This is a genomic window from Sinomicrobium pectinilyticum, from assembly GCF_003725735.1.
Taxonomy (GTDB): domain Bacteria; phylum Bacteroidota; class Bacteroidia; order Flavobacteriales; family Flavobacteriaceae; genus Sinomicrobium; species Sinomicrobium pectinilyticum.
Genome location: NZ_RJTM01000057.1, coordinates 45874 through 70173, shown reverse-complemented (window position 1 = coordinate 70173; position 24300 = coordinate 45874). Strand labels below are relative to the sequence as shown.

23 protein-coding genes are annotated in these 24300 nt (G+C 46.3%); 16 read left to right on the top strand and 7 right to left on the bottom strand.

Annotated elements, in window-relative coordinates:
- Nucleotides 1–97: 97 nt before the first annotated feature.
- Nucleotides 98–880: a lysophospholipid acyltransferase family protein gene (locus ED312_RS08055; RefSeq protein WP_170164467.1), complete on the bottom strand. Its 783-nt coding sequence runs from the start codon at nt 878–880 to the stop codon at nt 98–100.
- Nucleotides 881–945: 65 nt separating this feature from the next.
- Here ED312_RS08055 and ED312_RS08050 point away from each other — a divergent pair, with 65 nt between their 5' ends.
- Nucleotides 946–1182, top strand: a complete 237-nt coding sequence (locus ED312_RS08050) for a GlsB/YeaQ/YmgE family stress response membrane protein (RefSeq protein ID WP_123215489.1) — start codon at nt 946–948, stop codon at nt 1180–1182.
- 318 nt (nt 1183–1500) lie between these two features.
- Nucleotides 1501–2469 carry a tryptophan--tRNA ligase gene (gene trpS / locus ED312_RS08045; protein ID WP_123215488.1) on the top strand — a complete coding sequence of 323 codons (969 nt, stop codon included), beginning with the start codon at nt 1501–1503 and terminating at the stop codon, nt 2467–2469.
- 130 nt (nt 2470–2599) lie between these two features.
- Here the strand turns inward: trpS and dprA are convergent, their stop codons facing one another.
- Nucleotides 2600–3748 carry a DNA-processing protein DprA gene (gene dprA, locus ED312_RS08040; RefSeq protein WP_123215487.1) on the bottom strand — a complete coding sequence of 383 codons (1149 nt, stop codon included), beginning with the start codon at nt 3746–3748 and terminating at the stop codon, nt 2600–2602.
- Nucleotides 3749–3919: 171 nt separating this feature from the next.
- Between dprA and ED312_RS08035 the strand changes: the two genes are divergently transcribed.
- The 3 genes from ED312_RS08035 to ED312_RS08020 all read left to right on the top strand — a co-directional run bounded on the left by ED312_RS08035 (nt 3920) and on the right by ED312_RS08020 (nt 6230).
- Complete coding sequence (locus ED312_RS08035) at nt 3920–4858, top strand: HU domain-containing protein (protein WP_123215486.1); 939 nt, start codon at nt 3920–3922, stop codon at nt 4856–4858.
- A 311-nt stretch (nt 4859–5169) separates the two neighbouring features.
- Nucleotides 5170–5679: an acyl-CoA thioesterase gene (locus ED312_RS08025; RefSeq protein ID WP_123215484.1), complete on the top strand. Its 510-nt coding sequence runs from the start codon at nt 5170–5172 to the stop codon at nt 5677–5679.
- 38 nt (nt 5680–5717) lie between these two features.
- A complete protein-coding gene (locus tag ED312_RS08020) occupies nt 5718–6230 on the top strand; it encodes a YdeI/OmpD-associated family protein (RefSeq protein ID WP_123215483.1) in 513 nt (170 codons plus the stop codon).
- Here ED312_RS08020 and ED312_RS08015 read toward each other — a convergent pair.
- From ED312_RS08015 to ED312_RS08000, 4 genes are all read right to left on the bottom strand, one after another.
- Nucleotides 6227–6955, bottom strand: a complete 729-nt coding sequence (locus tag ED312_RS08015; protein WP_123215482.1) for a metallophosphoesterase — start codon at nt 6953–6955, stop codon at nt 6227–6229. The genes ED312_RS08020 and ED312_RS08015 overlap by 4 nt on opposite strands.
- A 66-nt stretch (nt 6956–7021) precedes the next feature.
- Nucleotides 7022–8179, bottom strand: coding sequence for an ATP-binding protein (locus ED312_RS08010; protein ID WP_123215481.1), 1158 nt, complete (start codon nt 8177–8179; stop codon nt 7022–7024).
- 75 nt (nt 8180–8254) lie between these two features.
- A complete protein-coding gene (locus ED312_RS08005) occupies nt 8255–9046 on the bottom strand; it encodes an SDR family NAD(P)-dependent oxidoreductase (RefSeq protein ID WP_123215480.1) in 792 nt (263 codons plus the stop codon).
- A gap of 47 nt (nt 9047–9093) precedes the next feature.
- Nucleotides 9094–9972 (bottom strand): aldo/keto reductase, encoded by an 879-nt coding sequence (locus tag ED312_RS08000; RefSeq protein ID WP_123215479.1) that lies wholly within the window; start codon nt 9970–9972, stop codon nt 9094–9096.
- A gap of 230 nt (nt 9973–10202) precedes the next feature.
- Between ED312_RS08000 and ED312_RS07995 the strand changes: the two genes are divergently transcribed.
- The 9 genes from ED312_RS07995 to ED312_RS07955 all read left to right on the top strand — a co-directional run bounded on the left by ED312_RS07995 (nt 10203) and on the right by ED312_RS07955 (nt 20824).
- Nucleotides 10203–11003, top strand: a complete 801-nt coding sequence (locus ED312_RS07995) for a DUF4382 domain-containing protein (protein ID WP_123215478.1) — start codon at nt 10203–10205, stop codon at nt 11001–11003.
- A gap of 349 nt (nt 11004–11352) precedes the next feature.
- On the top strand, nt 11353–12354 hold the full coding sequence (locus tag ED312_RS07990; protein ID WP_123215477.1) for an AAA family ATPase: 1002 nt from the start codon (nt 11353–11355) through the stop codon (nt 12352–12354).
- A 130-nt stretch (nt 12355–12484) separates the two neighbouring features.
- The gene (locus ED312_RS07985) at nt 12485–13351 is read left to right on the top strand and encodes a DUF58 domain-containing protein (RefSeq protein WP_123215534.1); all 867 of its coding nucleotides are present in this window, start codon (nt 12485–12487) and stop codon (nt 13349–13351) included.
- Nucleotides 13352–13391: 40 nt separating this feature from the next.
- Nucleotides 13392–15056: a hypothetical protein gene (locus ED312_RS07980; RefSeq protein WP_240643060.1), complete on the top strand. Its 1665-nt coding sequence runs from the start codon at nt 13392–13394 to the stop codon at nt 15054–15056.
- A gap of 2 nt (nt 15057–15058) precedes the next feature.
- On the top strand, nt 15059–16060 hold the full coding sequence (locus tag ED312_RS07975; RefSeq protein ID WP_123215476.1) for a vWA domain-containing protein: 1002 nt from the start codon (nt 15059–15061) through the stop codon (nt 16058–16060).
- Between the two features lie 100 nt (nt 16061–16160).
- On the top strand, nt 16161–17204 hold the full coding sequence (locus ED312_RS07970) for a VWA domain-containing protein (RefSeq protein ID WP_123215475.1): 1044 nt from the start codon (nt 16161–16163) through the stop codon (nt 17202–17204).
- A gap of 39 nt (nt 17205–17243) precedes the next feature.
- Nucleotides 17244–18173, top strand: coding sequence for a tetratricopeptide repeat protein (locus ED312_RS07965; protein ID WP_240643059.1), 930 nt, complete (start codon nt 17244–17246; stop codon nt 18171–18173).
- A gap of 52 nt (nt 18174–18225) precedes the next feature.
- Nucleotides 18226–20004, top strand: a complete 1779-nt coding sequence (locus ED312_RS07960; protein WP_123215474.1) for a BatD family protein — start codon at nt 18226–18228, stop codon at nt 20002–20004.
- 58 nt (nt 20005–20062) lie between these two features.
- On the top strand, nt 20063–20824 hold the full coding sequence (locus tag ED312_RS07955; RefSeq protein WP_123215473.1) for a tetratricopeptide repeat protein: 762 nt from the start codon (nt 20063–20065) through the stop codon (nt 20822–20824).
- 26 nt (nt 20825–20850) lie between these two features.
- Here the strand turns inward: ED312_RS07955 and ED312_RS07950 are convergent, their stop codons facing one another.
- Nucleotides 20851–21789: a cation diffusion facilitator family transporter gene (locus tag ED312_RS07950; protein WP_123215472.1), complete on the bottom strand. Its 939-nt coding sequence runs from the start codon at nt 21787–21789 to the stop codon at nt 20851–20853.
- A gap of 317 nt (nt 21790–22106) precedes the next feature.
- Here ED312_RS07950 and ED312_RS07940 point away from each other — a divergent pair, with 317 nt between their 5' ends.
- On the top strand, nt 22107–22418 hold the full coding sequence (locus ED312_RS07940; RefSeq protein WP_123215470.1) for a hypothetical protein: 312 nt from the start codon (nt 22107–22109) through the stop codon (nt 22416–22418).
- A 218-nt stretch (nt 22419–22636) separates the two neighbouring features.
- Entirely contained in the window at nt 22637–24280 is a 1644-nt protein-coding gene (locus ED312_RS07935; protein ID WP_123215469.1) for a SulP family inorganic anion transporter, read from the top strand.
- Nucleotides 24281–24300 lie beyond the last annotated feature (20 nt).

The window sequence follows — 24300 nt, the reverse complement described above, 5'->3', positions numbered from 1 at the left end:
ATAAATCTCTGACCGGACCTAAGAGCATGTTTAAAAAATATGCAGGGTAAAATTACATATTATTTGGCACCGGGGAAAGTGGTATAAAAAGTAGTTATCAACGGAAAAACGAACTTCCGCTCACCTCCTGTTCTTCTTCCGCCCGGAATGCATGCAACTGCTCACCGATGATTTCTCTCGCCTGTTCCTTCAATGCCACACGATCGGCCACCGTGAGACCGGTAGTTTCCAGAAAGGTATGCACTTTCACCCGCATAATTCCCGGGCTGCCGCTCAGAAAGGTATACGAGAACCTCTTTTTGTTATCTGCAAAGGTCATAGGCACTATGGGGATCTGATATGCTATGGCCAGCCGGAAGGCCCCGTCCTTGAATTCATCGAGAAAGACTTCTTCATCCGGGACACCTCCTTCCGGAAAGATACAGATGCTCAATCCGTCATCCAGGCGTTTTTTAGCCCGCTCATAAACTTCGGTACGGCTTTTTATATTGTTGCGATCCACCATAATGCATACCCGTTTATAGAAAAATCCGAAAATGGGTATCCTGGCAAGTTCTTTTTTCCCTACAAACACAAAAGGGTTCCGGGAAGCCTTTAGCATCAGCATGATATCTGTCATACTCGTATGGTTGGCAATAAGCACATAACTCTTACCCCGCTCTATTTCCTGCTCTCTTTCGATGACGGGATAAAATCCCATCCCGTAGAGGATAACATTGGCCCAGACATTCCGCACCAGCCAGAAAAACTGGTGGTAATACCTATCGGATGAAGTAAGTATCAAAAACAGTGGTGACAGGAGTATTATGGTACACAACATAAGTACATAGAACCAAATTCGCCAGATAAGTATAAAGGGGTATTTAAGTAATTTCATCATAATTCAAAGTTAATCTTTTAAAAAAAATTCATATATTTAGATGAAAACTTTTAAATATTCCTGTTATGTTATATGCAATAATCATTGGAGCCATCGCCGGATGGCTGGCCGGAAAAATCATGAAAGGCGGCGGATTTGGCGTCCTTATCAACATTCTTTTGGGTATCCTGGGAGGATTTGTAGGAAACTGGCTCTTCGGGGTTCTGGACATCAGCATAGGCTCCGGTATAGTGGGAGACCTCATCACCGGGGTTATCGGCGCTGTTGTCGTCCTCTTTATTGTCGGACTGTTTAAAAGATAGCCCGCCTTAACAATTACAAGCTGAATTATCCTACCGCTTTTACACTGTCGCAAAAGCGGTTTTTTACTTCCCGGGCACCTCCTGTCAATGCACCTGCAAAATTTATCTTCCATTCTGCGGTAAATGTTTTTATTTTGTTTTTATTTTGCACGACAATAATCCTGCTTATTCACAATACCCGTTTCACATCGCCTTTAACCCGATCCGCCTAAAGGCCCGGAAAGGTATGAAAAACATCTGTGAATTTGGGATAATAACAACCCTGCGAAGCACCAATCTGTAAAAAATAACGGCAGGTGTAATACGAGAGACAAAATTATGGCAAGAATACTTACGGGCATACAAAGCACAGGAACACCTCACCTGGGAAATATCCTGGGAGCCATACTTCCCGCAATACAAATGTCGGAACAACCCGGAAACGATTCCTTTCTGTTCATAGCGGATATGCATTCCCTGACACAGATAAAAAACGGGGAAGAATTGCGACAAAACACCTATAACGTAGCCGCTACCTGGCTCGCTTTCGGGCTCGATATAGAAAAAGCAGTTTTTTACCGCCAGAGCGACGTGCCGGAAACCGCCGAACTGGCCTGGTACCTCAGTTGTTTCTTCCCGTTTCAGCGGCTCACGCTTGCCCATTCATTTAAGGACAAAGCCGACAGGCTGGAAGATGTGAATGCAGGTCTGTTCAGCTATCCCATGCTCATGGCAGCAGACATCCTCTTGTATGACGCCGAAATCGTCCCCGTGGGGAAAGACCAGATGCAGCACCTGGAAATCACCCGCGATGTAGCCAGCAGGTTTCACTCCAAAATGGGCGATACCTTTGTTATTCCCGAAGGAAAGGTACAGGAAAACACACAGTACATTCCGGGCACGGACGGTGGTAAAATGAGTAAATCACGCGGAAATACCATAAACCTCTTCTTACCGGATAAACAACTGCGCAAACGGGTGATGAGCATTGAAACCGACAGCACTCCCCTGGAAGAGCCTAAAAACCCGGACACCTGTAATGTGTTTGCCCTGTACAAAATACTCGGCACACCGGACCAGACAAAGGCCATGCGCGAAAATTACATTAAAGGGGGGTATGGATACGGCCATGCCAAACAGGCCCTTTACGAACTTATTACGGAAAAATTTGCAACGGAACGGGAACGCTACCATTACTACATGAACCACCTGGACGAGATTGACGAAGCCCTTGCCTTTGGCGCGGAAAAAGCGCGGAAAGTAGCCGGAGAAGTCCTGAAAAGGGTGAGACATAAGATAGGGTATTGAGAAAAGTATGAAGTTCGAAGTTGGAAGCTTGAAGGTGGAAGTACGGGGTGACAGCAGAAATCAGTCGCAACCCGCATGTCCCTTCGGATAGTTTTTTGAAGCCAATGCCAAAAACCCCTGATTTCCGATCTTATTCCACCGCTTCAAATAATTTCCCCGGGAGAGGTCTCACTACCCCCTTCATTTCCATATTCAAGAGGATCGATGATACCTTATACACCGGTATTTCACACTGCAAAGCAATACTGTCGAGCATCTCCCTGCCGTTCTTACAAAGAAAACCATAGATCTTTTTTTCCGCATCGTCCAGCGCCGCAAAAAGACTGGTCTGCATAACCTGTGATGTCCTGCCGTTTTCGCCTGCAGGCGCATTCCGGACAGGGCCTCCCTGCAATTCCCTGTGCCAGCCCAGTATATAGATCAGGTCTTCTGCGGAGGTGAGCATATGCGCCTTCTGTCTTTTGATCAGGTTATTGCATCCTGTACTATACCTGTCTCCCGTCCGTCCCGGTACCGCAAAAACTTCCCGGTCGTAGGAATGAGCTATATCTGCCGTTACCAGGCTCCCTCCTTTTTCGGCTGATTCTATAACAATAGTTGCTTCGGATAGTCCGGCAATAATCCGGTTACGCCTCAGGAAGTTCTCCCTTTCGGGTTTATCACTACTCCAGAAGTCGGTTACAAAACCCCCGTTAGCCTCCACCTGATTTATGTATTGCTTGTGCGCTTTGGGATATACCTGGTTCAGACCGTGAGCCAGGCAACCTACGGTTTGCAAACCGTTTTTCATTGCGGCCTTCTGAGCTGTTATATCCACACCATAAGCAAATCCGCTGATGACCACCGGGTCCAGGGGGGCCAGTTCCGCAATAAGGCGTTCACAGAAATACCTGCCATATGTTGTAATACGCCTGGTACCGACAACACTGATGATCTTTTTCTTTTTCAGATCCATACGACCGGAACGAAAAAGCAATACCGGGCCATCCACACAATGCTTCAATCCTCCCGGATAATTTTCATCCTCAAAATACGACCACTCAATACCGTTATCCTCTATAAAGCGCAATTCTCCTTCCGCCGCGCGAAGGTTTTCCGCCCTGCGGAGGTTTTCTGTCAGATATCCGCCCACCCCGTGTATCTTTTGCAGGCGGTCCTGCCGTTCTTCAAAGACAGCCCGGGCACTTCCGCAATGGGCAATAAGTTTTTTAGCGGTGATGTCCCCGATCTTCGGGGCATGTTGCAAAGCCAGGACATAAAGCAATTCGGATGCTGTCATAACACGGTTGGTTATCAGGTGTTTTTAAAAGAGAACTCTTTTCGGGACAGGATGGTTTACCCTGTAAAAATAAAAATATTCTCTCAACCCGGGCACTCATAAACAGGAACTGTTAATAAATTTTTCACTACTCCTCTTTTACAACATGGAAAAAATCGCCATCTTTGTTTTATGCAGTTAGATCACTACATCAGCGACCTATTATACAGGTATTCATGCGTTACCGTTCCCGGGTTCGGTTCATTTTTAACCCAGTTCAGGTCTGCGCGGATACACAATCACACTTTTTTTCCACCTTCAAAAGCCATTTCGTTTAATGCTCAGCTCGTCTCCAACGACGGTTTACTGATAAAGCATATTTCCGGAACAGAAGGGCTTTCATACGATGAAACGGCAAAAAACGTAAAGAAAATTGCGCTTTCCTGGAGAGAATCACTGGAACGGGAGGAAAAATTACTACTGAAGAACATCGGTCTCTTATGGCTGAACAAGGAAGGGAGCATACAATTCCAGCCCTTTACCGAAACCAATTACCTGACCGATGCTTTCGGCCTCGGGTCCGTAAGTTCGCGGGAGGTCACCAGGGAAACCCTCAAGAAGGAAGTGGCGGCACTGGAAGAGAAAACGCCTATTCTGTTCACCCCGGAAAGACGCGCCCGAAAAAGGTCGTATCTGAAATACGCAGCCATTCTGCTACTATCTGTTTCTGTCGGCACCATCGGATACCAGTCCCTGAAAATGGAGCAACAAAAAGAACAGTTGCAAATACAAATGGCGGAACAGGAAGCACAGGAAGAACTGCAAAGAACCATACAGCAGGCCACTTTTTTCGACACCACGCCCATGAACCTGCCCTCCATTACACTGAAAGCCACTAAAAAACCTCTTTATTATGTAGTTGCAGGGGCATTCAGGGTAGAAGAAAACGCGGAGAAGAAAATGGAAGAACTTTCGGCTAAAGGATACACCCCGGAACGTCTCGACCCGACAAGATACGGCTTGCACCAGGTAGCTTTCGGAAGTTATACCGACGCCAGGGAAGCTATTAATTTCCTGAACAAGGTCAAAACGGAAGCCCCGGAAGCATGGCTCCTTATCTCGGAAAATTAATTTATAATCCGGTAATACTGCCGCAACATTTAAAAACTTCTGTAAGACAATTTTTTTCCAGGTTTCTTACGGAATCAAACCACTGCCAGACCACAGGTTTTTCATGTCAGGTCAAAGGCCTGTTTTACTACTGCCTGTCATTACCCACAGGCAAGGTTCCGGCTTTATAACCTCATCCTCCAAAACCCTTTAACTTTTCGTCACGCTCCACCTTTACTTACAGGATATGTTTGCCCTGATACAGCCACGTACACTTCCCTAACCGAGGTATAATTTTGTACATTTGCAAAAATTCATACACTTACACAGTAATGCAAGCAAAAACTCCCGGAGAATCCAGAACTATCATGACCGACCTCGTCCTGCCCAGTGAAACAAACCCCCTGAACAATCTCTTCGGGGGAGAATTACTGGCAAGGATGGACAGGGCCGCCAGTATTGCCGCCCGACGGCACTCCAGAAGGATCGTCGTCACCGCATCTGTCAACCATGTGGCCTTTAACCGGGCAGTCCCCCTGGGCAGTGTGGTTACCGTGGACGCTGCGGTGTCAAGGTCTTTTAAAAGTTCCATGGAGGTATTTATAGACGTCTGGATAGAGGACCGTGAAAGCGGTTCCAGGACAAAAGCCAACGAAGCCATATATACTTTTGTAGCCGTAGATGAAACAGGGAGACCCGTTGCCGTCCCGCCCCTGAAACCGGAAACCGACCTGGAAAAATCACGTTTCGATGCAGCCTTACGCCGCAAACAACTCAGCCTGGTCCTGGCCGGGAAAATGAAACCCAATGATGCTACCGAACTGAAAGCGCTGTTTGTATAACCAGGAAAGGAATAACCTTTCCGTACAAATTTTTATCTATGGAAACCTTCTCCACCAGCCTGGTAAAGCTCGATTCCCCTTTATGGACCCTTATCGCCCCCGTACCGGATGCCATTGCCGAAATATTAATCGGAAAAGCCCCGGATAAAAGGGTATTGTGCACCATGAACGGCAAAGTGAAGAAACACTGCGCCCTCATGCCAAGAGGGGATGGTTCGTATTATATACTGGTAAATAAAAAGGAATTAAAGCAACTCGGACTGAACCCCAACGAAGAAATTCAACTCGCACTGGAACCGGACACCTCCACTTATGGTATGCCCATGGATGAGGAATTCCGTGCGGTCCTGGATTCCGATGCCGAAGGAGAGCATTTTTTCGAGGCGTTGACCCCCGGAAAGAAACGCACCCTCCTGCATATTGTCAATACCGTAAAAGACGGGCAGCGAAAAATACATAGGTCGGTCATTATCATAGACCATCTGAAGATGACCGGAGGTAAAGTAGATTTTAAATTGCTGAACCGTCAATTCAAAGAGCGGAAATTCTAATTTCTGCCGTTCTCTCCCGGATATAATTCCCACACCGGATCGCTTTGCCAGAACATCTTGGTATCCACATCCATAACAGTTAGCGGGCCTTTAAAGGCGGCCCCCGTATCTACGTTCCATATATTTGCCGCATTTACAGGGGTCATTTCCCCTATCCGGGTCACCGGCGTATGCCCTATAAAAATCTCGTTATAATGCGATAAACGCGCCGGATACCTGTATTCTTCTCTCTCCAGGGAAGTATCGAGAGACAGCGCCATTTCCCACAGGGTCCTGTCCCAGTAGAACATTTCCGGAAAATACTCGTGTTCCACTCCCCGGAGGTTTGTGAAACCCGCATGCAGGAACAGCCTGTTCTCGGCATCCAAATGATAGTTATGCAGCCGGCCCAGAAAATCCATATGCCGTTTTTTCGTAGCTTCTCCCACGCCGCGATACGCATCTATGGTTGCCTGCCCGCCGTGGTAGAGCCATTGCTTGTTACGCTCCCCATGCCGGAGCCACTTATAGCAAAAATCGTCATGATTCCCCTGTACAAAGAGGCAGTTACGGGCTTTCTCCAACTCCAGAAGAAAATCTATAACCTGCGGTGATTCGCTCCATCCGTCTACATAATCCCCCAGAAAAATCAGGGTATCGTCCTTGCCTGTTTCCACTTTTCCGAGGACCTGTTCCAGTGCCCTGACAGCGCCATGAATATCCCCGATAACAAATGTCTTACTCATTTTTATATATTCTGTTCTGTTAACACCTCCCGGAATTCCATGCCCGAGGCCGGAAGAGGAAAATGCCTAACTGTACTTCACTTTTCGCAGCACCCTCAGCGATTCCTTAAGAGATGCGTATACACTACGATCGTATTCTTTTATGATCTTACGGTATTTTTCCAGCTTCTCCCTGGCGTCCTCAAATCCGTTCAGGGCACATATCAGGTAAGTTGCCGGAAGGTTTTCCACATCCTTTTTTTCGGCAGCACTGAGAGACATGCCCTTTTTTATTTTTTCCAGCAGTACATTATTGGTATTGTAAACGTGGTGCAGCAATTTTTTGTCGTACTGCGGAGGTTCGAAAATAAGGGTGCTGTCCATCTTATAGGACCCGTTATCGTTAAATGTAATGGTAACGGTCTCCAGCGGATAGTATTTCCGCTGATGATTGAGTCCCAGGTGTATATATTCGGTCGTGGAAAAGGTATTATCATCCGTTTTTATTTCCACTTCATCCAATGCAGAGTAAAACAGCCGGACCTGCTCGTTAATAAGTTCTATATCCACCCTCGAGTAATACACCTTCTCCGCTCCGTTTTCCCCGGGCTCATTTACTTTTTTGGTTATCCCTGCCCAGCACACCACAAATTGCTCCTTGAACACCTTGTAATGCGACTCCAGATTCCGGTGTTTATTGTTTATAAAATCTATGACCCCGTCCAGAGTAAGTTCTATATTATTGCGGGCGTGCTGCTCTATCCCGGCTACCACTTGAGAATTGACGTCCTTTATTTTTATATCAAACACTTTGGGCATACTCATACTCCCGTCCCTGAAAAAAACGGACCCGCCATAGTATTTCCAGATATTCCTGCGCAGTGAACACAGCTTCCCGTTGGAACGTATGGTTACCAGTCCCACGACCTTACCATCCGGCAGGTGCGGGAACGGAATATTTTCGTAGGAAATAAGAGGGGGATTATCCAGGTAGGCATTGACGAGATTCTGTATTTTGCTGTCATCGAAGAAGTCGGTGCCGATTATGGTATTATCTTCATCCTCTACTCCCACCACGATAAAGGAGTTATTATTGGGATTGGAGTTTGCCAGTGCACAGACATGCTTCAGAAATTTGGCCTTTCCTTCTCTTTCGCCGATATTGAGGAAACGCTTTTTATCGTAAAAGCTGTTTTCATCGTTATGTGCCAAAAGGTTTTTTACTAAAAGGCGTTTGTTAATCATAGTGGTCTTGTAACACTGCCGGGAACATCCGCTTCAAACATTGCTGTAGAATCCTGTCCCCGCTTTTTTTCTTTTTCACGTATTTATCTTATGTACCAGATTGCTGCCGGCCTGAGCTGTGGGGAACACCAACAGGTCAGCAATATTCACATGGTAAGGCCTGGTCACCACAAACCGGATTATATCGGCTATATCTTCTGCCTGAAGGGCTTTAAATCCTTCATAGACCGTATCTGCCTTCTCCGCATCTCCTTTAAACCTCACCTTACTGAATTCTGTCTCCACAAGTCCCGGATGTATGGCCCCGACCCTTATTCCGCTTGTGTTCATATCCATCCGCATTCCCTGTGTTATGGCATCTACCGCATGTTTGCTGGCGCAGTACACATTGCCGTTGAGATATACTTCTTTGGCTGCGATAGACCCTATATTGATGATATGCCCTTTTTGCCGTTTAACCATTTGCGGCATTATAGCCCTGGAAACATACAAAAGGCCTTTTACATTACCGTCTATCATAGCGTCCCAGTCGTCCATATCACCGGATTGGATAGGATCGAGCCCATGGGCATTTCCCGCATTGTTTATTAGGATATCTATTTCCGAAAATGACGCGGGAAGGCTTTCTATGGCGTCGAATACCTCTTCTCTCCTGCTCACATCGAATTGCAGAGTATGTACGGCGGTGAGACCGGATAATTCTATTTCCAGGTTTTCCAGGCGGTCCTGTCTGCGGCCGCAAAGCACCAGGCGTATCCCCTCCTGTGCAAAGGCCCTTGCCGTAGCCCTTCCTATGCCGCTGGTTGCCCCGGTGATAAGAGCTGTCAGTTGTGGTTGTTCTTCCTCATTATTTTTTTTCCCATTCATGGTATTCCTAACATTATAATGTTGTCAATCCGTTTTTGTTTTATTGTTTACGGCACCTTGTGTCCCTGGCTGGTTTCGAGTAATAAAAACCAGTCCCCTGTTTCCATTTCAATGCCCGGAGCTTTTACGGCATTGGTTATCCGTTCCGGGGAAGTCGTCCCTATAACCGGATGTATACCGGCCGGATGCTTTAATATCCAGGCCAGTAAAAGCTGGTCGGCCGAGACCCGGTACTTCACCATCAGGTCCATCAGCAATTGCTGTATCCTGTCGGTCTGCGCCGTCTTTTCCCGGAATGTTTTCCCCAGGGGGCTCCAGGCCATGGGGAGTATGCCTTTGACCATCATATAATCCAGGGTGCCGTTATGTATGGCATCAAATCCGGTGATGGAAAATTCGATCTGGTTGACATTCACTTCCACCACAGATTGCACGAGCTCCATCTGTGAAGAGGTGAAGTTAGATACCCCGAAATCTCTGATCTTACCGGAAAAATACAGTTTCTCTACGGCCAAAGCAATTTCTTCCGGATCCATCAAAGGACTCGGATGGTGTAACAGCAACAGGTCCAGGTAGTCCGTACGGAGGTTCCGCAGTGATTGCCCGACAGTCTCCACGATATAATCGGCAGTGTAGTTGCAATGCTTTATTCGGTTATTCCGATTCTCACGTACATACTGAATACCGCATTTGGAGATCAGCCGGATATCTTCCCGTGCTATATTACTTTTCGCATAAGCCTTCCCGAATTCTTCTTCTGTCGTATATCCGCCGTAGATGTCCGCATGATCAAAAGTGGTTATACCGTTTTCCAGGCAGTGATGTATGCGCTTTTCCATTTCTCCCACGGATAGCTTTTTACCCCAGCTTCCCCAGGTCCTCGTTCCCGCAATAATCCTGGAAAATTTTACTTTTTTATCTTTCATAAAACACACATCATTTACGGCTGCAAAGACGGTAAACACCAAGCACAGCCATTCCGTTACACTAACCGGGAGCCCCTCCGGATCACTTTACGGTTCAAATCACCTTTTCCGTCCATAAAAGTAACACTTTATTCCGTAGGCATCCGTGAACAATATATTAAAAATTAAACCGTTTCTACAAAAGATTCTCCGTGCAGAATCTCTTTATTAACTAACAAATACCGAATACTATGAAACATTTAAGGTTCATAATAATTGTCATGTTTTCGGGCCTGCTGCTAGCCACTTCCTGCAGCGACGACGATGACGATAACAAACAAACCGCCAGGGTTTCGGTTAAACTGACAGATGCTCCCGGTGACTATGAAGCCGTTAATATTGATGTACAGGATGTACAGATCAAACGGGAAGACAGTGACGAAGAAGGTAACTGGGAGAGCATAGGCCCGGTAGAAGCAAAGGTCTATAACCTGCTGGAACTCACCGGCGGGATCAATGCACTCCTTGCTGAGAATGATATCCCATCAGGAAAATTAGAACAAATGCGGCTGGTTTTGGGAAATGAAAATACTATTGTTATTGAGGGAACGGAAATTCCCCTCACAACCCCCAGTGCCGAACAATCGGGCTTAAAATTAAACATACATGAAACTCTCGAAGCCGGTTTCACCTACAATTTTGTACTCGACTTTGACGTAGAACAATCTATCGTAAATACCGGAGCTGCCGATAAGTTTATTCTTAAACCGGTGATACGTGTAAGTACCGAGGTCTCATCCGGAATAATTACCGGCACAGTATCTCCGGCAGATTTTCAGGTACTGGCTTCGGTAGAGACCAGTGAAGGAGAAATTATTTCCGCTTACACCGATGCAGATGGTTCATTTTCACTTTACGGTGTACCGGAAGGCACCTATACGGTAACTTTATTACCCGATCCGGAATCGGGCATACCTGAGGTAAGCGTAGAAAACGTAACGGTTACCAAAGGAGAAATATCGGATATCGGTACTGTAGACCTCAACATGTAACCGGCAAACAATCCGGGTTGGTCCTGAGGCTATCCTTCAGGATAAACCCGGTTTTTATTCCGCATCATCACACCACCTATTAAACAACTGATAAACAGACACATAATTCACCTTCAAATATTTCCTCCTACCCTGGTTCCCATTCTTATTCCTTTAAATTTTTCTACTAAAATCCCCTCAGAATTATTCACCGCCGTTAATTTATCATAATTTTTTGCAAAGACTACGTTATTAATAGAATACTATTTTATTTTTTAACTATAAATTAACTGTCCGGTTTTAAATTAATTTTTCAATTTGCATCGTAATAGCTAGGTTTAGTATATTCACGGCGGAAAAAATTTAATAGATGGAAGATAACAGGACTTCAGATATTGGTCTTATCAATGAAAAAATACAGAAAGAAAGCGCTTTTGTCGATCTGTTAACCTTAGAGATGAATAAGGTAATTGTCGGACAGAAGCACATGGTAGAACGACTGCTGATAGGGCTTCTGGCACAGGGGCACATTCTCCTGGAAGGAGTTCCGGGACTGGCAAAGACCCTGTCCATTAACACACTTGCAAAGGCAGTACATGGCAGCTTCAGCAGGATACAGTTCACTCCGGACCTGCTTCCGGCCGATGTGGTCGGGACCATGATCTACAATATCAAAGAAAATGATTTTTCTATCAAAAAGGGCCCCATCTTTGCCAATTTCGTTCTGGCGGATGAGATAAACAGGGCTCCGGCCAAAGTGCAGTCCGCACTTCTGGAAGCCATGCAGGAGAAACAGGTTACCATCGGGGACGAAACTTTCATCCTGGACAAACCGTTCCTGGTTATGGCCACTCAAAACCCGGTAGAACAGGAAGGTACTTACCCGCTTCCCGAAGCCCAGGTAGACCGGTTTATGCTGAAAACCGTGATAGACTATCCCAAACTGGACGAGGAACAACTGATTATCAGGGCCAACCTGAAGGGTGCTTTCGAACATGTTAACCCTGTGGTTTCCCTGGAGCAGATACTCCGCGCTCAGCAGGCCGTAAGGGAAGTGTATATGGATGAAAAAATCGAAAAATATATTCTGGATATCATTTTCGCGACACGATATCCTGAAAAATATAAATTATCCGACATAAAACCTCTCATCAATTTCGGGGCTTCCCCCCGGGGAAGTATCAACCTGGCCAGCGCAGCCAAATGCTATGCCTTTATCAAGCGCCGGGGCTATGTCATTCCCGAAGATGTCAGGGCCGTAGTCCACGATGTCCTTCGCCACAGGATAGGTATTACTTACGAGGCCGAAGCAGAAAACATCACTTCTGTGGATATCATCAATAAAATCGTAAATGAAGTAGAAGTCCCCTAGAGAACGCCGGTTGCACATTGCACGGAACGGACGTTTTTCTGAAAAAGGGAATGATGAAACAGACAAACACATCTAACACCTAAGTTAGATCATGGAAAATCCTCCCCCGGAGGGAACAGGAAGGGCCAGCATGGATACCAAAGAACTACTTAAGAAAGTCAGGAAAATAGAGATCAAGACACGCCGGTTGTCCGATCACATCTTTGGAGGCGAATACCATTCCACCTTCAAAGGAAGAGGTATGACATTCAGTGAAGTGCGTCAGTACCAGTTCGGCGATGATGTGCGTAATATAGACTGGAATGTCACCGCCCGGTATAACGAACCGTATGTAAAAGTATTTGAAGAAGAGCGGGAACTCACCATGATGCTCGTAGCCGATGTGAGCGGCAGCCAGTTTTTCGGCACCACCGCACAGTTCAAAAACGAAATCATTACGGAAATAGCCGCCACCCTCGCCTTTTCGGCCCTGCAGAACAACGATAAGATAGGGCTCATCCTCTTTTCGGATAAAATAGAACTGTACATCCCCCCGAAAAAAGGAAAGTCGCACGTACTGCGCATTATACGCGAACTACTGGAATTCGAATCCGAAAGTAAAAAGACCGACATAGCCGAAGCCCTGAAATTCCTGTCGAACGTCATGAAGAAAAAAGCTATCGTTTTTGTCCTCTCGGACTTTATGGCCGACGATTACAATCACACCCTGAAGATCGTGGGAAAAAAACACGACATCACCGGAATACGGGTTTATGACAGGCATGAAGAACATCTTCCGAACCTCGGGCTTATTATGGCCGAGGACGAGGAAACCGGAGAACTTGTCGCCGTAGATACCGGCTCCAAAAAAGTACGGAACAACTACACGGCCTATCATAAAGAACGGGTAGATTATTTTCAGAATTCCTTTACCAAGAACGGTGCCGGGGTACTGAACAACAGGGTAGACGAAAGCTATGTAAAAAAGCTGCTGGGATATTTTAAAAGAAGGACATAAAAACCAATGTTGTCATAAAGCAAAAAATTAAGAACGTTTCATGATCAAAGATCTTTTCACTATAAAAAAAAGACTTTTCCTCCTTCGTAAGGGAGCTGGGGCACTTTTTGCCGTACTGTTCTTCTTTGCACCGATACGTTCCGTTGCCCAGGATGACCCGAGGGTTGCTTCCGAAATTGACTCCACCCAAATGCGGATCGGCGAACAACTGCATTTTGAAATCTCAGTAGATGCAGACAGTACGGCACTGGTCGTATTTCCCGAAGGACAGACTTTCCGTCCGCTGGAAATGGTGAAAGCTTCAGACATAGATACTTTTCGCAATAAAGACAGGGTAAACCTCATACGGAAATACGCCCTTACCCAGTTCGATTCCGGGCACTATACCCTCCCCCGGCAAAAAGTCATTGTCAACAACAAGGACTTCTATACAGATTCCCTGCAAATCACCGTCAACGATATTGCCGTAGACACCACTACGCAGAAAATGTACGATATAAAGCCCCTGGCGGAAGTTTCCAGGAATTATTCCGGGTGGGTGAGGTACATCATCTGGGCCATTATTATCCTGGCCGTTGCGGGAGCACTTGTTTACTGGTTTTTCATTCGGAAAAAACCACTTACCCGGGAAGAAAAAGAAGCGCTCCTTCCTCCTTTCGACAGGGCCCTGCTCGGACTGAAAAAACTGGAAGAGTCCCGTTACCTGATACAGTCCCAGTACAAAGAATACTATTCCGAACTCACCAATATCGTCCGGGCCTACCTGGAAGAAGAGGTCCATATTTCCGCTATGGAAAGTACTACCGAAGAACTGGTGACCAAACTGGAAATGATGCAACAGGCCGGAAGACTGAACCTGGAAAAAAATACGATAGACAACTTTAAAAGCGTCTTGCAAAAAGCAGACCTGGTGAAATTCGCAAGGTCCAGACCCGATACCTATGCGGCCGAAGAGGATCGCAAAGTTATAGAAAACGTAGTCGTACGGACCAAAGAAGCCATTCCGGAACCTACGGAAGAAGAATTACTGCAACGCGAAGAATACATAGCCGAGCTGGAACGAAAACGCCGTAAAAAAAGAAAAGTCACCATAGCCATTGCCGCAGCCTGCGTGTTGTTCGTAGCAGCCGGAGGCGCAGTTGCCTATTACGGTTTTACACAGGTAAAAGATACGGTTTTCGGCCACCCGACCCGCGAACTGCTCCACGGTGAATGGATAACCAGCGAATACGGCTATCCCGCAATTGTACTGGAAACCCCGAAAGTGCTGAAACGGACCGAAGTAAAACTGCCCGACGCCCTCAAACAGATTATAAGTACCAACCAGACGTTCACCTATGGCGGACTCATAGGCGATTTCCATGTTTCCGCAAGTGCAACTACCTTCCGTGAAGGCGTGGAATTTAACATGGAAGATGCCATACAGGGCTCTGTAAAGACCATGGAACAGCAGGGTGCTAAAAATATTATCGTCAAGCAGGACGAATTCACCACGCCATCCGGGAAAAAGGGGATTAAAGTTCACGGCAGTATGGATATTACCCTGCCCGGCAGTGAAAAAACCGTAAAAGGAGAATATATAATATTGAATTTTAACGAAAAAGGAGCATTCCAACAGGTTATTATTGTCCACAGACAAGACGACCGTTATGCCAAGGATATCGAGAACAGGATCGTAAATTCCATCGATTTTAAAAACCAATAAAAATGCTGGAGAACATTCAATTTGCCAATCCGCAATTCTTCTGGTTGCTTTTATTGCTTCCTCTGGCTGTCGTATGGTATTTGCTCAAGAGGAAAAAGGAAACGGCTCCCCTGAAAATATCATCTGTCAAAGGCTTTAAGGCAGGCGGCTCCATACTGCCCCGTCTGAAACCGATACTCTTTGTCATGCGTCTGCTTGCACTTGCGGCTCTTATCACTGCAATGGCCAGGCCGCAGACCCTTGATATATCCTCCAGGACCAAAACCACCCGGGGGATTGATATTGTTATGGCACTCGATTTTTCATCCAGTATGCTGGCGAAAGACCTGAGGCCCAACCGCCTCATAGCTCTCAAGGAAGTCGTGGCCGAATTCATCAAAAACAGGCCCAACGACCGGATAGGTCTCGTAGCCTATGCCGGGGAAAGCTACACTCCCATTCCTGTTACGAGCGACAAGGCCCTGGTGCTGAACACCCTGGACCAACTGGATTTCGAGACCCTCAAAGACGGCACTGCCATAGGTATGGGGCTGGCCACCGCAGTAAACCGCCTCAAGGACAGTAAAGCGGAAAGCAAAGTCATTATCCTGCTCACCGACGGTGTGAACAATACCGGGGTAATAGAACCCCTGACTGCAACAGAACTGGCCAAGGAATACCATATAAAGACATACACCATAGGGCTGGGGACCAATGGTATGGCAATGACCCCCGTTGCATACAACCCCGACGGTTCTTTCCGTTATGGCATGCAGAAAGTGGAAATTGACGAAAAATTATTGAAGGACATCGCCAAAGAGACCGGCGGCAAATATTTCCGGGCGACCAACAACAGGAAGCTCGAAGAGATATACGAAGAGATCAACCAACTGGAGACCACCGAAATAGAAGAGTTCAAATACTATAATTACGATGAAAAATTCCGGCCGCTGGCTTTACTTGCGGGAGCGTTATTATTTCTCGAATTATTACTGCGTTATACAGTATTCAGAAGTTTTGTGTAATTTGACAAACCTATGAACCGAATTGGCAAGATGTTTGGATAACCGTACAAAGGAACCCGGAACTGCCATAACCGTGAATGATAACCCATAAACACAACGGATGTACGTACTGGAAGAAAAAATATATTTTTATCTGCTCGCCATAATCCCGGTGGTGGTGGTGCTCTTTCTTTTTATGCAATTATGGAAAAAAAGAACGCAGAAGAAATTTGCCGACACCTCACTGTTAAAAAGACTGAGCCCGGATACTTCCACCTTCAAGCCCCTGCTGAAGCTCATTACCCTGTTACTTGCCTTTACCTGTATGGCATTTGCCCTGGTAAACCCGAAAATAGGCACAAAACTCGAAACGGTAAAGAGAGAGGGGGTCGATATCGTGTTTGCCGTGGATGTGTCGAAAAGTATGCTCGCGGAAGACATTACGCCAAACAGGCTGGACAAAGCCAAACGGCTTATTTCCGAGGTCATTGATCAGCTGGCGGGCGATCGTATAGGCATTATCGCATATGCCGGAGAAGCTTTTCCCCAGTTGCCGATAACAACCGATTATGCAGCAGCCAAAATGTTCCTCCAGGGAATGAACACAGACATGCTTTCTTCACAGGGGACCGCCATCGGGGATGCCATTACCATGGCCAAAGACTACTTTAACGACCAGGAGCAAACCAATAAAATCCTGGTTGTCGTTTCCGACGGGGAAGACCATGAAAAAAATATCGAGCAAGCCATCGAGGAGATCACCCAAAAAGGGATTCGCATCGTAACCATAGGTGTAGGGACCCCGAAAGGAGGCCCTATTCCCATAAAACGGAACGGTATTACCGAAACCTACAAAAAAGACCGCCAGGGCGAAGTGGTAATTACCAAACTCAATGAAGATACCCTCAAGGAAATGGCCGAAGAAAGTAACGGTGAATACATTGACGGCAGAAACACCTCTGATGTCGTTTCCTTTATGAAGGATTATCTCGGGCAAATGGACAAAAAAGAATACGAAACAAAACAGTTTGCCGACTATAAGAGTCAGTTTCAGTGGTTTTTGGGGGCAGCTATTTTATTTTTAATTTTAGACCTGTTGTTTCTGGAAAGAAAGACCGCCTGGGTACGGAAGCTTAACCTGTTTAACGAAAAGAATGAGAAATAACACTGAATTCAACCTGTTAATTGCTTAAATTACCGAAAGATGACTGTTTTTTCCACACATATCGCCAGAACCATGCGTTCGTGCCCCGATACAAGGGCTACGCGAATGTACCTTACGGTTACCTTATTTCTGTCTTTTTTCCTGACTTATGCCCAGGAAAAGGAAAAAGATAAGGAAGCAGAAAAAACGGCACGGGTCTCCGAAAACCTTACGTATGAAGCCAACCAGGAGCTCGCCCGGGACGATTTTGAGGATGCCGAGGTAAGTTACAGAAAAGCCATAGCCAAAAACGCGGAAAACGCCACCGCCAGGTACAATCTGGGAAATGCCTATTACCGCAGGGAAAATCTCGGTGAAGCATTTACACGCTACAAACAGGCAGGGGAAACCGCAGGCACCCCTGAAGAAAAACATAAAGCCTATCACAACCTGGGGAACGTGTTTATGAAAAACAAAGAGTATCAGAAAGCGGTAGAAGCTTATAAAGAAGCCCTCCGTAATGATCCTGCGGACGAAGAAACCAGGTACAACCTTGCCCTGGCGAAAGAAATGCTGGAAAAAAACCCGCCCGAGGACAAAAGTAACGACAAGGAAAACAAAGACCAGGACCAAAACAAAGACAAGCAGGACCAGGACAAACAGGATCAGAACAAAGACGGCGAAAACAACAAGGACCAGGACCAGAAAGACCAGGGAGATAAAGGAGATGATGGCCAGCAGGAGCCGGAGGATGAGAAGGACCAGGGAGACAAAGGAGATGACGAACAGGGTAAAGACAAAAATGACCAGAATGAGAACGGTCAGCCCGAAGAAGGACAGGGAGAACCACAACCCGGACAAAGCGAGCTGTCGCCGCAACAAATACAGGCCCTTCTGGATGCCATGGGCAGAGAAGAAAAACGGGTACAGGACAAGATAAATGCCAAGAAGGCCAAAGGAGCAAAAACATCCACCGAAAAAGATTGGTAATCTCCGCGGAGCGGTACAACCACCCCGGGAAATTAATGCCATTTAAAATACTATGACCCTAAAGAAAAACATATATATACTATCCGCACTGCTGTTACTTACTTCGCTTTGTTTTGCGCAGGAAGAAACAGTTCAGTTCGAAGCCAGCATCAGCAAGGAAAAACTGGGAGTTAACGAACGGTTGCGTGTAGATTTTAAAATGAACAAGGATGGGGACAACTTTACCCCGCCCGATTTCGAAGGTTTCACGGTTGTCATGGGGCCTAACCAATCCGTAAGCCACTCCTGGATAAACGGCAAACGCAGTTTCTCCAAAACGTATTCTTATATTCTGGCCCCCGTGGGCAGGGGAAAATTCACGATCAAGCAGGCCACGATCGAAATCAGCGGTAACACCTATAAAACCATGCCCGTAACAGTCGAGGTCACCGCTGCCGTGGACAACCCGGGCGAAGAGAACAGCCCCTCAACCATTGCAGAAGACAAACTGCACCTGGTTGCCGAGGTGTCCAAGGCAAGTCCGTACCTCAACGAGGCGATTACCGTGGTTTACAAACTGTATGTAAGCCCGGACACTAACGTATCTGACTTTCGCCCCCTGGACAACCCTACCTATAATAATTTCTGGAGCCAGGAAATAGACATACAGCGTTTTGAAGTCAAGAACGGCACCTACCAGGGCAAACCTTATCGGTATGTGGTCCTCAAACAGGTAGTATTGTACCCGCAGAAAACAGGCCAGCTCAGCCTGGAACCGCTGTCTCTCGATGTAACGGTAGACGTCCCTACCAACAGGCGGGATATATTCGGCGGGCGCCTCTACACACAGGCCCACAAAACGGTTTCTGCCGGAAACCGCACCATCAATGTCAAACCACTCCCCGAACAGGGCAAACCGGCAGATTTCAGCGGTGCCGTAGGTAAATTCAGCTTTAAGGTAACGCCGTCCAAGAGTGCTTTAAAAGCTTCCGAATCTTTCCAGTTAAAAGTCGAAGTACAGGGTAAAGGTAATTTTAAGCTGTTTTCCCTGCCCAGGATGGAACTTCCGAGTTCTATGGAAGTATACAACCCGGAATTCAAGGAAAACATATCTACCTCCCTTTCCGGCATGTCAGGATCGGTCTCCGATAATTACACGGTAGTCCCGCAGTTCAAGGGGGTATATACCATTCCGGATATCACTTTCTCCTACTTTGATCCTTCAACGGCGTCCTACCAGACCATCCGTTCGGATCAGGCTACCGTAAACGTAACCGAAGGCCCTCAGCAGGCTATCGCCTCCGGTCCGGGATCATCCGGGAATAACAAGCAAAGTGTTATTGCGGCAGGAAGCCAGTTCAGGTTCATCAAGCTTTCCCCTTCACTGGTATCCGTACAAACCCGTGATTTCTTTGGGTCCGGATTGTTCTATACCTTGCTGCTGCTGCCGTTCCTGTGTATCCCGCTGGCTATATTCATCATAAAAAAGAAACAGAAAATCTCGGCGGATGTAAAAGGCAACAAAATACGGAAAGCCAACAGGCTGGCCAGGAAATACCTCTCAGAGGCACGCAAGGCACTCGGTAAAAAAGAGGAATTCTATATTGCGCTGGAAAAAGCCCTGCACAACTACCTGAAAGCGAAGTTACATATCGAGACCTCGGAATTCAGTAAGGAAAAAATAACAGCCCTGCTCCGGGAAAAAGAAGTTGATCCGCAAAGTACGGAAGGTTTTATCGGTCTCCTCCAGAGTTGTGAACTCGCCCGGTACACCCCGGCTTCGGATGTGACCATGCAACAGGATTACGACAAGGCCGTTGCCGTAATTTCCCAAATGGATAAGCAGATCTAAAACAAAACAAGGGGTTACTCATACGGAAATACCCCGAAATGACCTAAGAAAGTACAACATGAGAATCGCGACCATAGTCATAGTCTTACTCTTCCATTTCACCGGATTCTCCCAGGAGAGCCCTTCGGCGGAAACGCTTTTTGATAATGCGACTTCCCTGTACAATGACGGAAAATATGAAGAGGCCAGCAAAAATTACCTGGCTATCCTGGATCGTGGGCTGCACTCCGCCGCAGTATATTACAACCTCGGGAATTCTTATTACAAACTGAACCGGATCCCGGAAAGTATTTATTACTACGAAAAGGCGTTGCAACTCTCACCTGATGACCAGGATGTCAAAAACAATCTTGCTTTTGCAAGGAACATGACCATAGATGCCATTGAGCCCCTCCCGCAAACGGGATTATCCAGGTTCTGGAACAACCTGACCGGAAATTTTCATTACAACACCTGGGCCGGAATAGCTATTGCACTCGCCTTTCTTACGGCGATATTTTTTCTGTGTTACTACTACCTCAGCTCATCTGTTAAGAAGAGGATATTTTTTGTAGCAAGCATTGCTGCTGTTGCCTGCCTGACAGGCAGCGTTTACATTGCGTATTTCCAGTTCCACAAGAGCACGAATACCAATTTTGCTATCGTTTTTGCGAAAGAATCGCAGGTAAAATCGGAGCCTAATTCCAGGAGCGAACAGGCTTTTTTATTACACAGCGGTACCAAAGTACAGATACTGGAAACCCTGGACGACTGGAAACACATAAAACTGGCTGACGGAAAAACCGGGTGGTTGCCGCGGGAAGATGTGAAAGAGCTTTAACGGCCATTCCCCCGGAGTAGCTGGTATCAATCCCGGCGGTCGCTGACCGTCCTGTCCTTTCCGCGCCTGTGCTGCGTATCGTTATAGGTAAGGTACTCGTCGAAAGGTTCTACATGGATAAGTATATGTTCCGTATCGGGCATTTCCTCCTGTAAAGCATCTTTAAGATCGTGGGCCAGTTTATGCCCTTCTTTCACCGTAATTTCCGCATCTACTATAGCATGTAAGTCAATATGAAATTTCATTCCGGTTTTTCGGATATAACATTTCTCCGTAGCTATAATACCATTTACCTGTCTCGCGATCTCCCGAACACGTTTTATACGGTCTTCATACAGGTGTTCATCCATAACTTCTCCGAGTGCCGGTCTGAAGATGAGGTAACTGTTGTAAATAATAAAACCGGAAGCGAAAAGGGCAGCCCAGTCGTCGGCAGACTCATATCCGTCACCCAGCAACAGGGCTACGGCTATTCCTATAAATGCGGCAACAGAAGTTATGGCATCACTTCTGTGATGCCAGGCATCCGCCCTCAGGGAACTGCTTTCTGTCTCCGTACTCCGCCGCATTACCACGCGATAAGAGATCTCCTTCCATAAAATGATCGCTCCCAAAACGATAAGCGTATAAGATTCGGGCTGTTCGTGCGGTGTTCTTATGTTCTTTATACTTTCGTAGGCAATGACCGCAGCAGAAATGATCAGGAAGCCTACGACCACGAAAGTCAGTAAAGGTTCTGCCTTGCCATGCCCGTACGGATGGTTCTTGTCCGCAGGCCTGGTGGCATACTTTAGCCCTAACAAAACCAGGAAAGAAGAAAACACATCTGTCGTGGATTCTATGGCATCCGCTATAAGTGCATACGAGTTTCCCAGGATACCGGTAATCCCTTTTATAACGGCCAGGGCAGCATTACTGAATAAGCTGAAGTAAATTGCTTTTACGGCTACACGTTCCCTGGTCATTTGCACTTCTTTTTGGCAAATTTACGATATCCGGTTTTAAATTCCGGGAAGAGATGCACCCTTTTTCCCGGAGATGATATTCCGCCGGCGCTTCCCGTAAGGTATCAAAAAAGAAATTTTATAACAAAATATCCGGAGAAATGCCCCGGGAGACTCTCTTTAAATTTAAAACTATTGATTATCAATAACATAAAAAACATCATCAACAGTTATCAACTCCCTAAAAAAGCCTTAATACCCAATGTTTTAAATATTCCTTAACACTACATTCAAAAAATCCTGTTATTTTTGCAGCTATAAGGTTAAAAAAATAATCATTGATAATCGGGAAATCGACATATAAAAACATTGCCATTTCTTTACTGGTACTCTTCGGGATATTTATAATTACTCCCGCAGTAGTAACCATTATACAGAAAAATGCCGATGTTTCCATGTTCTATTCCGCCACGGAAGAAGAGAGCAAAGAGACCGTAAAAGTCATCGACGACCGTATTATTAAAAGTATGTACGAAACCTGTTTTTGTCTTTCATCTCCTTTTAACGAAAGTATTGCAACAGGCTACCGGGAGATTCTTCACAATTCTTTCCTGGTAAATAAGTTCTGCCCGCCTCCCGAAGTGGCATAACATAATCTTTTTACTTACGACCCTTTATTATTCCCGGCTAGGTAAGCGTTGGTTGTTTATCAACAAGCGCTGTTTTAGACACTATCCGTAATCGTTTCATTTAACCGGCATCTTCCTGTATTCCGCAGGTTGGTTGCCCGGAGGGTTTCACTACGTGCTCAGGAAAATATATTGCCGGCACTGAATCTATCATTTTCATTTTAAAAAACTTAACTCTTATGAGAGAGAAAACGCCATTTTTCGCAAATCTGAAGTCGGATTTCGCATCAGGTCTTGTTGTTTTTCTGGTTGCTTTACCGTTGTGCCTGGGAATAGCCATGGCTTCGGGTGCACCGCTTTTCTCAGGTATTATATCGGGTATTGTAGGTGGTATCATCGTAGGCTACTTAAGCCAGTCGCACGTAAGTGTTTCCGGGCCGGCGGCAGGACTTACCGCCATTGTACTGGTGGCTTTAACAGACCTCGGGGCTTTTGACATATTCCTTACCGCAGTGGTCATTTCGGGGCTCATACAGCTTGTCCTCGGATTTATCCAGGCAGGGACGATCTCCAATTATTTCCCTACCAATGTCATTGAAGGCATGCTGGCCGGTATCGGTGCTATTATTTTCCTGAAACAAATACCGAAAGCCCTCGGATCGGATGTTGAAATCGGTTCCGGCCTGGCTATTTTTACCGATCTCTTCGCCTCTTTCCAGGATATAAGGCCCGGGGTAATCATAGTGGCCCTTGTGTCTCTCGGCATCCTTATAGCCTGGGATAAAATAGGGGCGTTAAAGCGGCTGAAACTGATTCCCGGAGCCCTGGTAGCCGTACTTACCGGTACCCTCCTCAACGAAATGTTTGTGCTGTCGGGCAGTTCCCTGGCCATTACGGAGAATTACATGGTTAACCTTCCCGTTCCCACTACTGCGGAAGAATTCCAGGGGATGATATCGCTTCCCCGTTTTGCCTCCGTAACCAATCCGGATGTCTGGGTTGCAGCCATAACCATTGCCATAGTGGCCTCTATCGAGTCGCTCCTTAACCTGGAAGCTTCGGTACGCCTGGACCCTTTAAAACGTTATGCCAGTGCCAACAGGGAACTTAAAGCACAGGGAATAGGTAACGTGGTGTGCGGTCTCATAGGCGGTTTACCCCTTACTACCGTTATCGTAAGGACCTCCACCAACATCAATGCCGGTAGTAAAAGTAAGGCTTCGGCGATAATTCACGGTATGCTTCTCCTGGTCTGCGTCCTTACCATTCCATTCCTGCTTAACAGGATACCGTTGTCCACACTGGCAGCAGTTCTTCTGATCATAGGATATAAACTTGCCAAACCGGCCACTTTCAGGCACTTCTGGTCAAAAGGCAAATACCAGTTCATTCCTTTCCTGGTCACTTTCGGCGCCGTGGTTTTCACCGACCTCCTGACAGGGGTTGCTCTTGGAATGATCATCAGTGTGATCTTTATCCTCAGGGGGAATATCAAACGTGCATATTTCTTCCGCAAAGAAGAATATGAAAGCGGAGATATCATACATATGGATCTCGCACAGGAAGTATCTTTCCTGAACAAAGCGGCCATAAAGCTCACGCTGAACCACCTGCCGGAAAATTCCAAAATAGTGATCGATGCTTCCGATACTGTTTATATAGCACACGATATCCTGGACCTCATCCAGGAATTCAAAACCGTGACTGCCCCGGAAAAAGGTATCGAAGTTGTCCTTACGGGCTTTAAGGACGCCTATCAGCTCGACAATGACGAGGAAATATCCAACCACGTATCCGTAGAGCATGACAATGTAATGTCTTACCGCAAAAACGGTAGTACATCGCACAAAAAGGTAATTTCCGAACTGATCAATGATAAATAACACTATAAAACGGGATACTT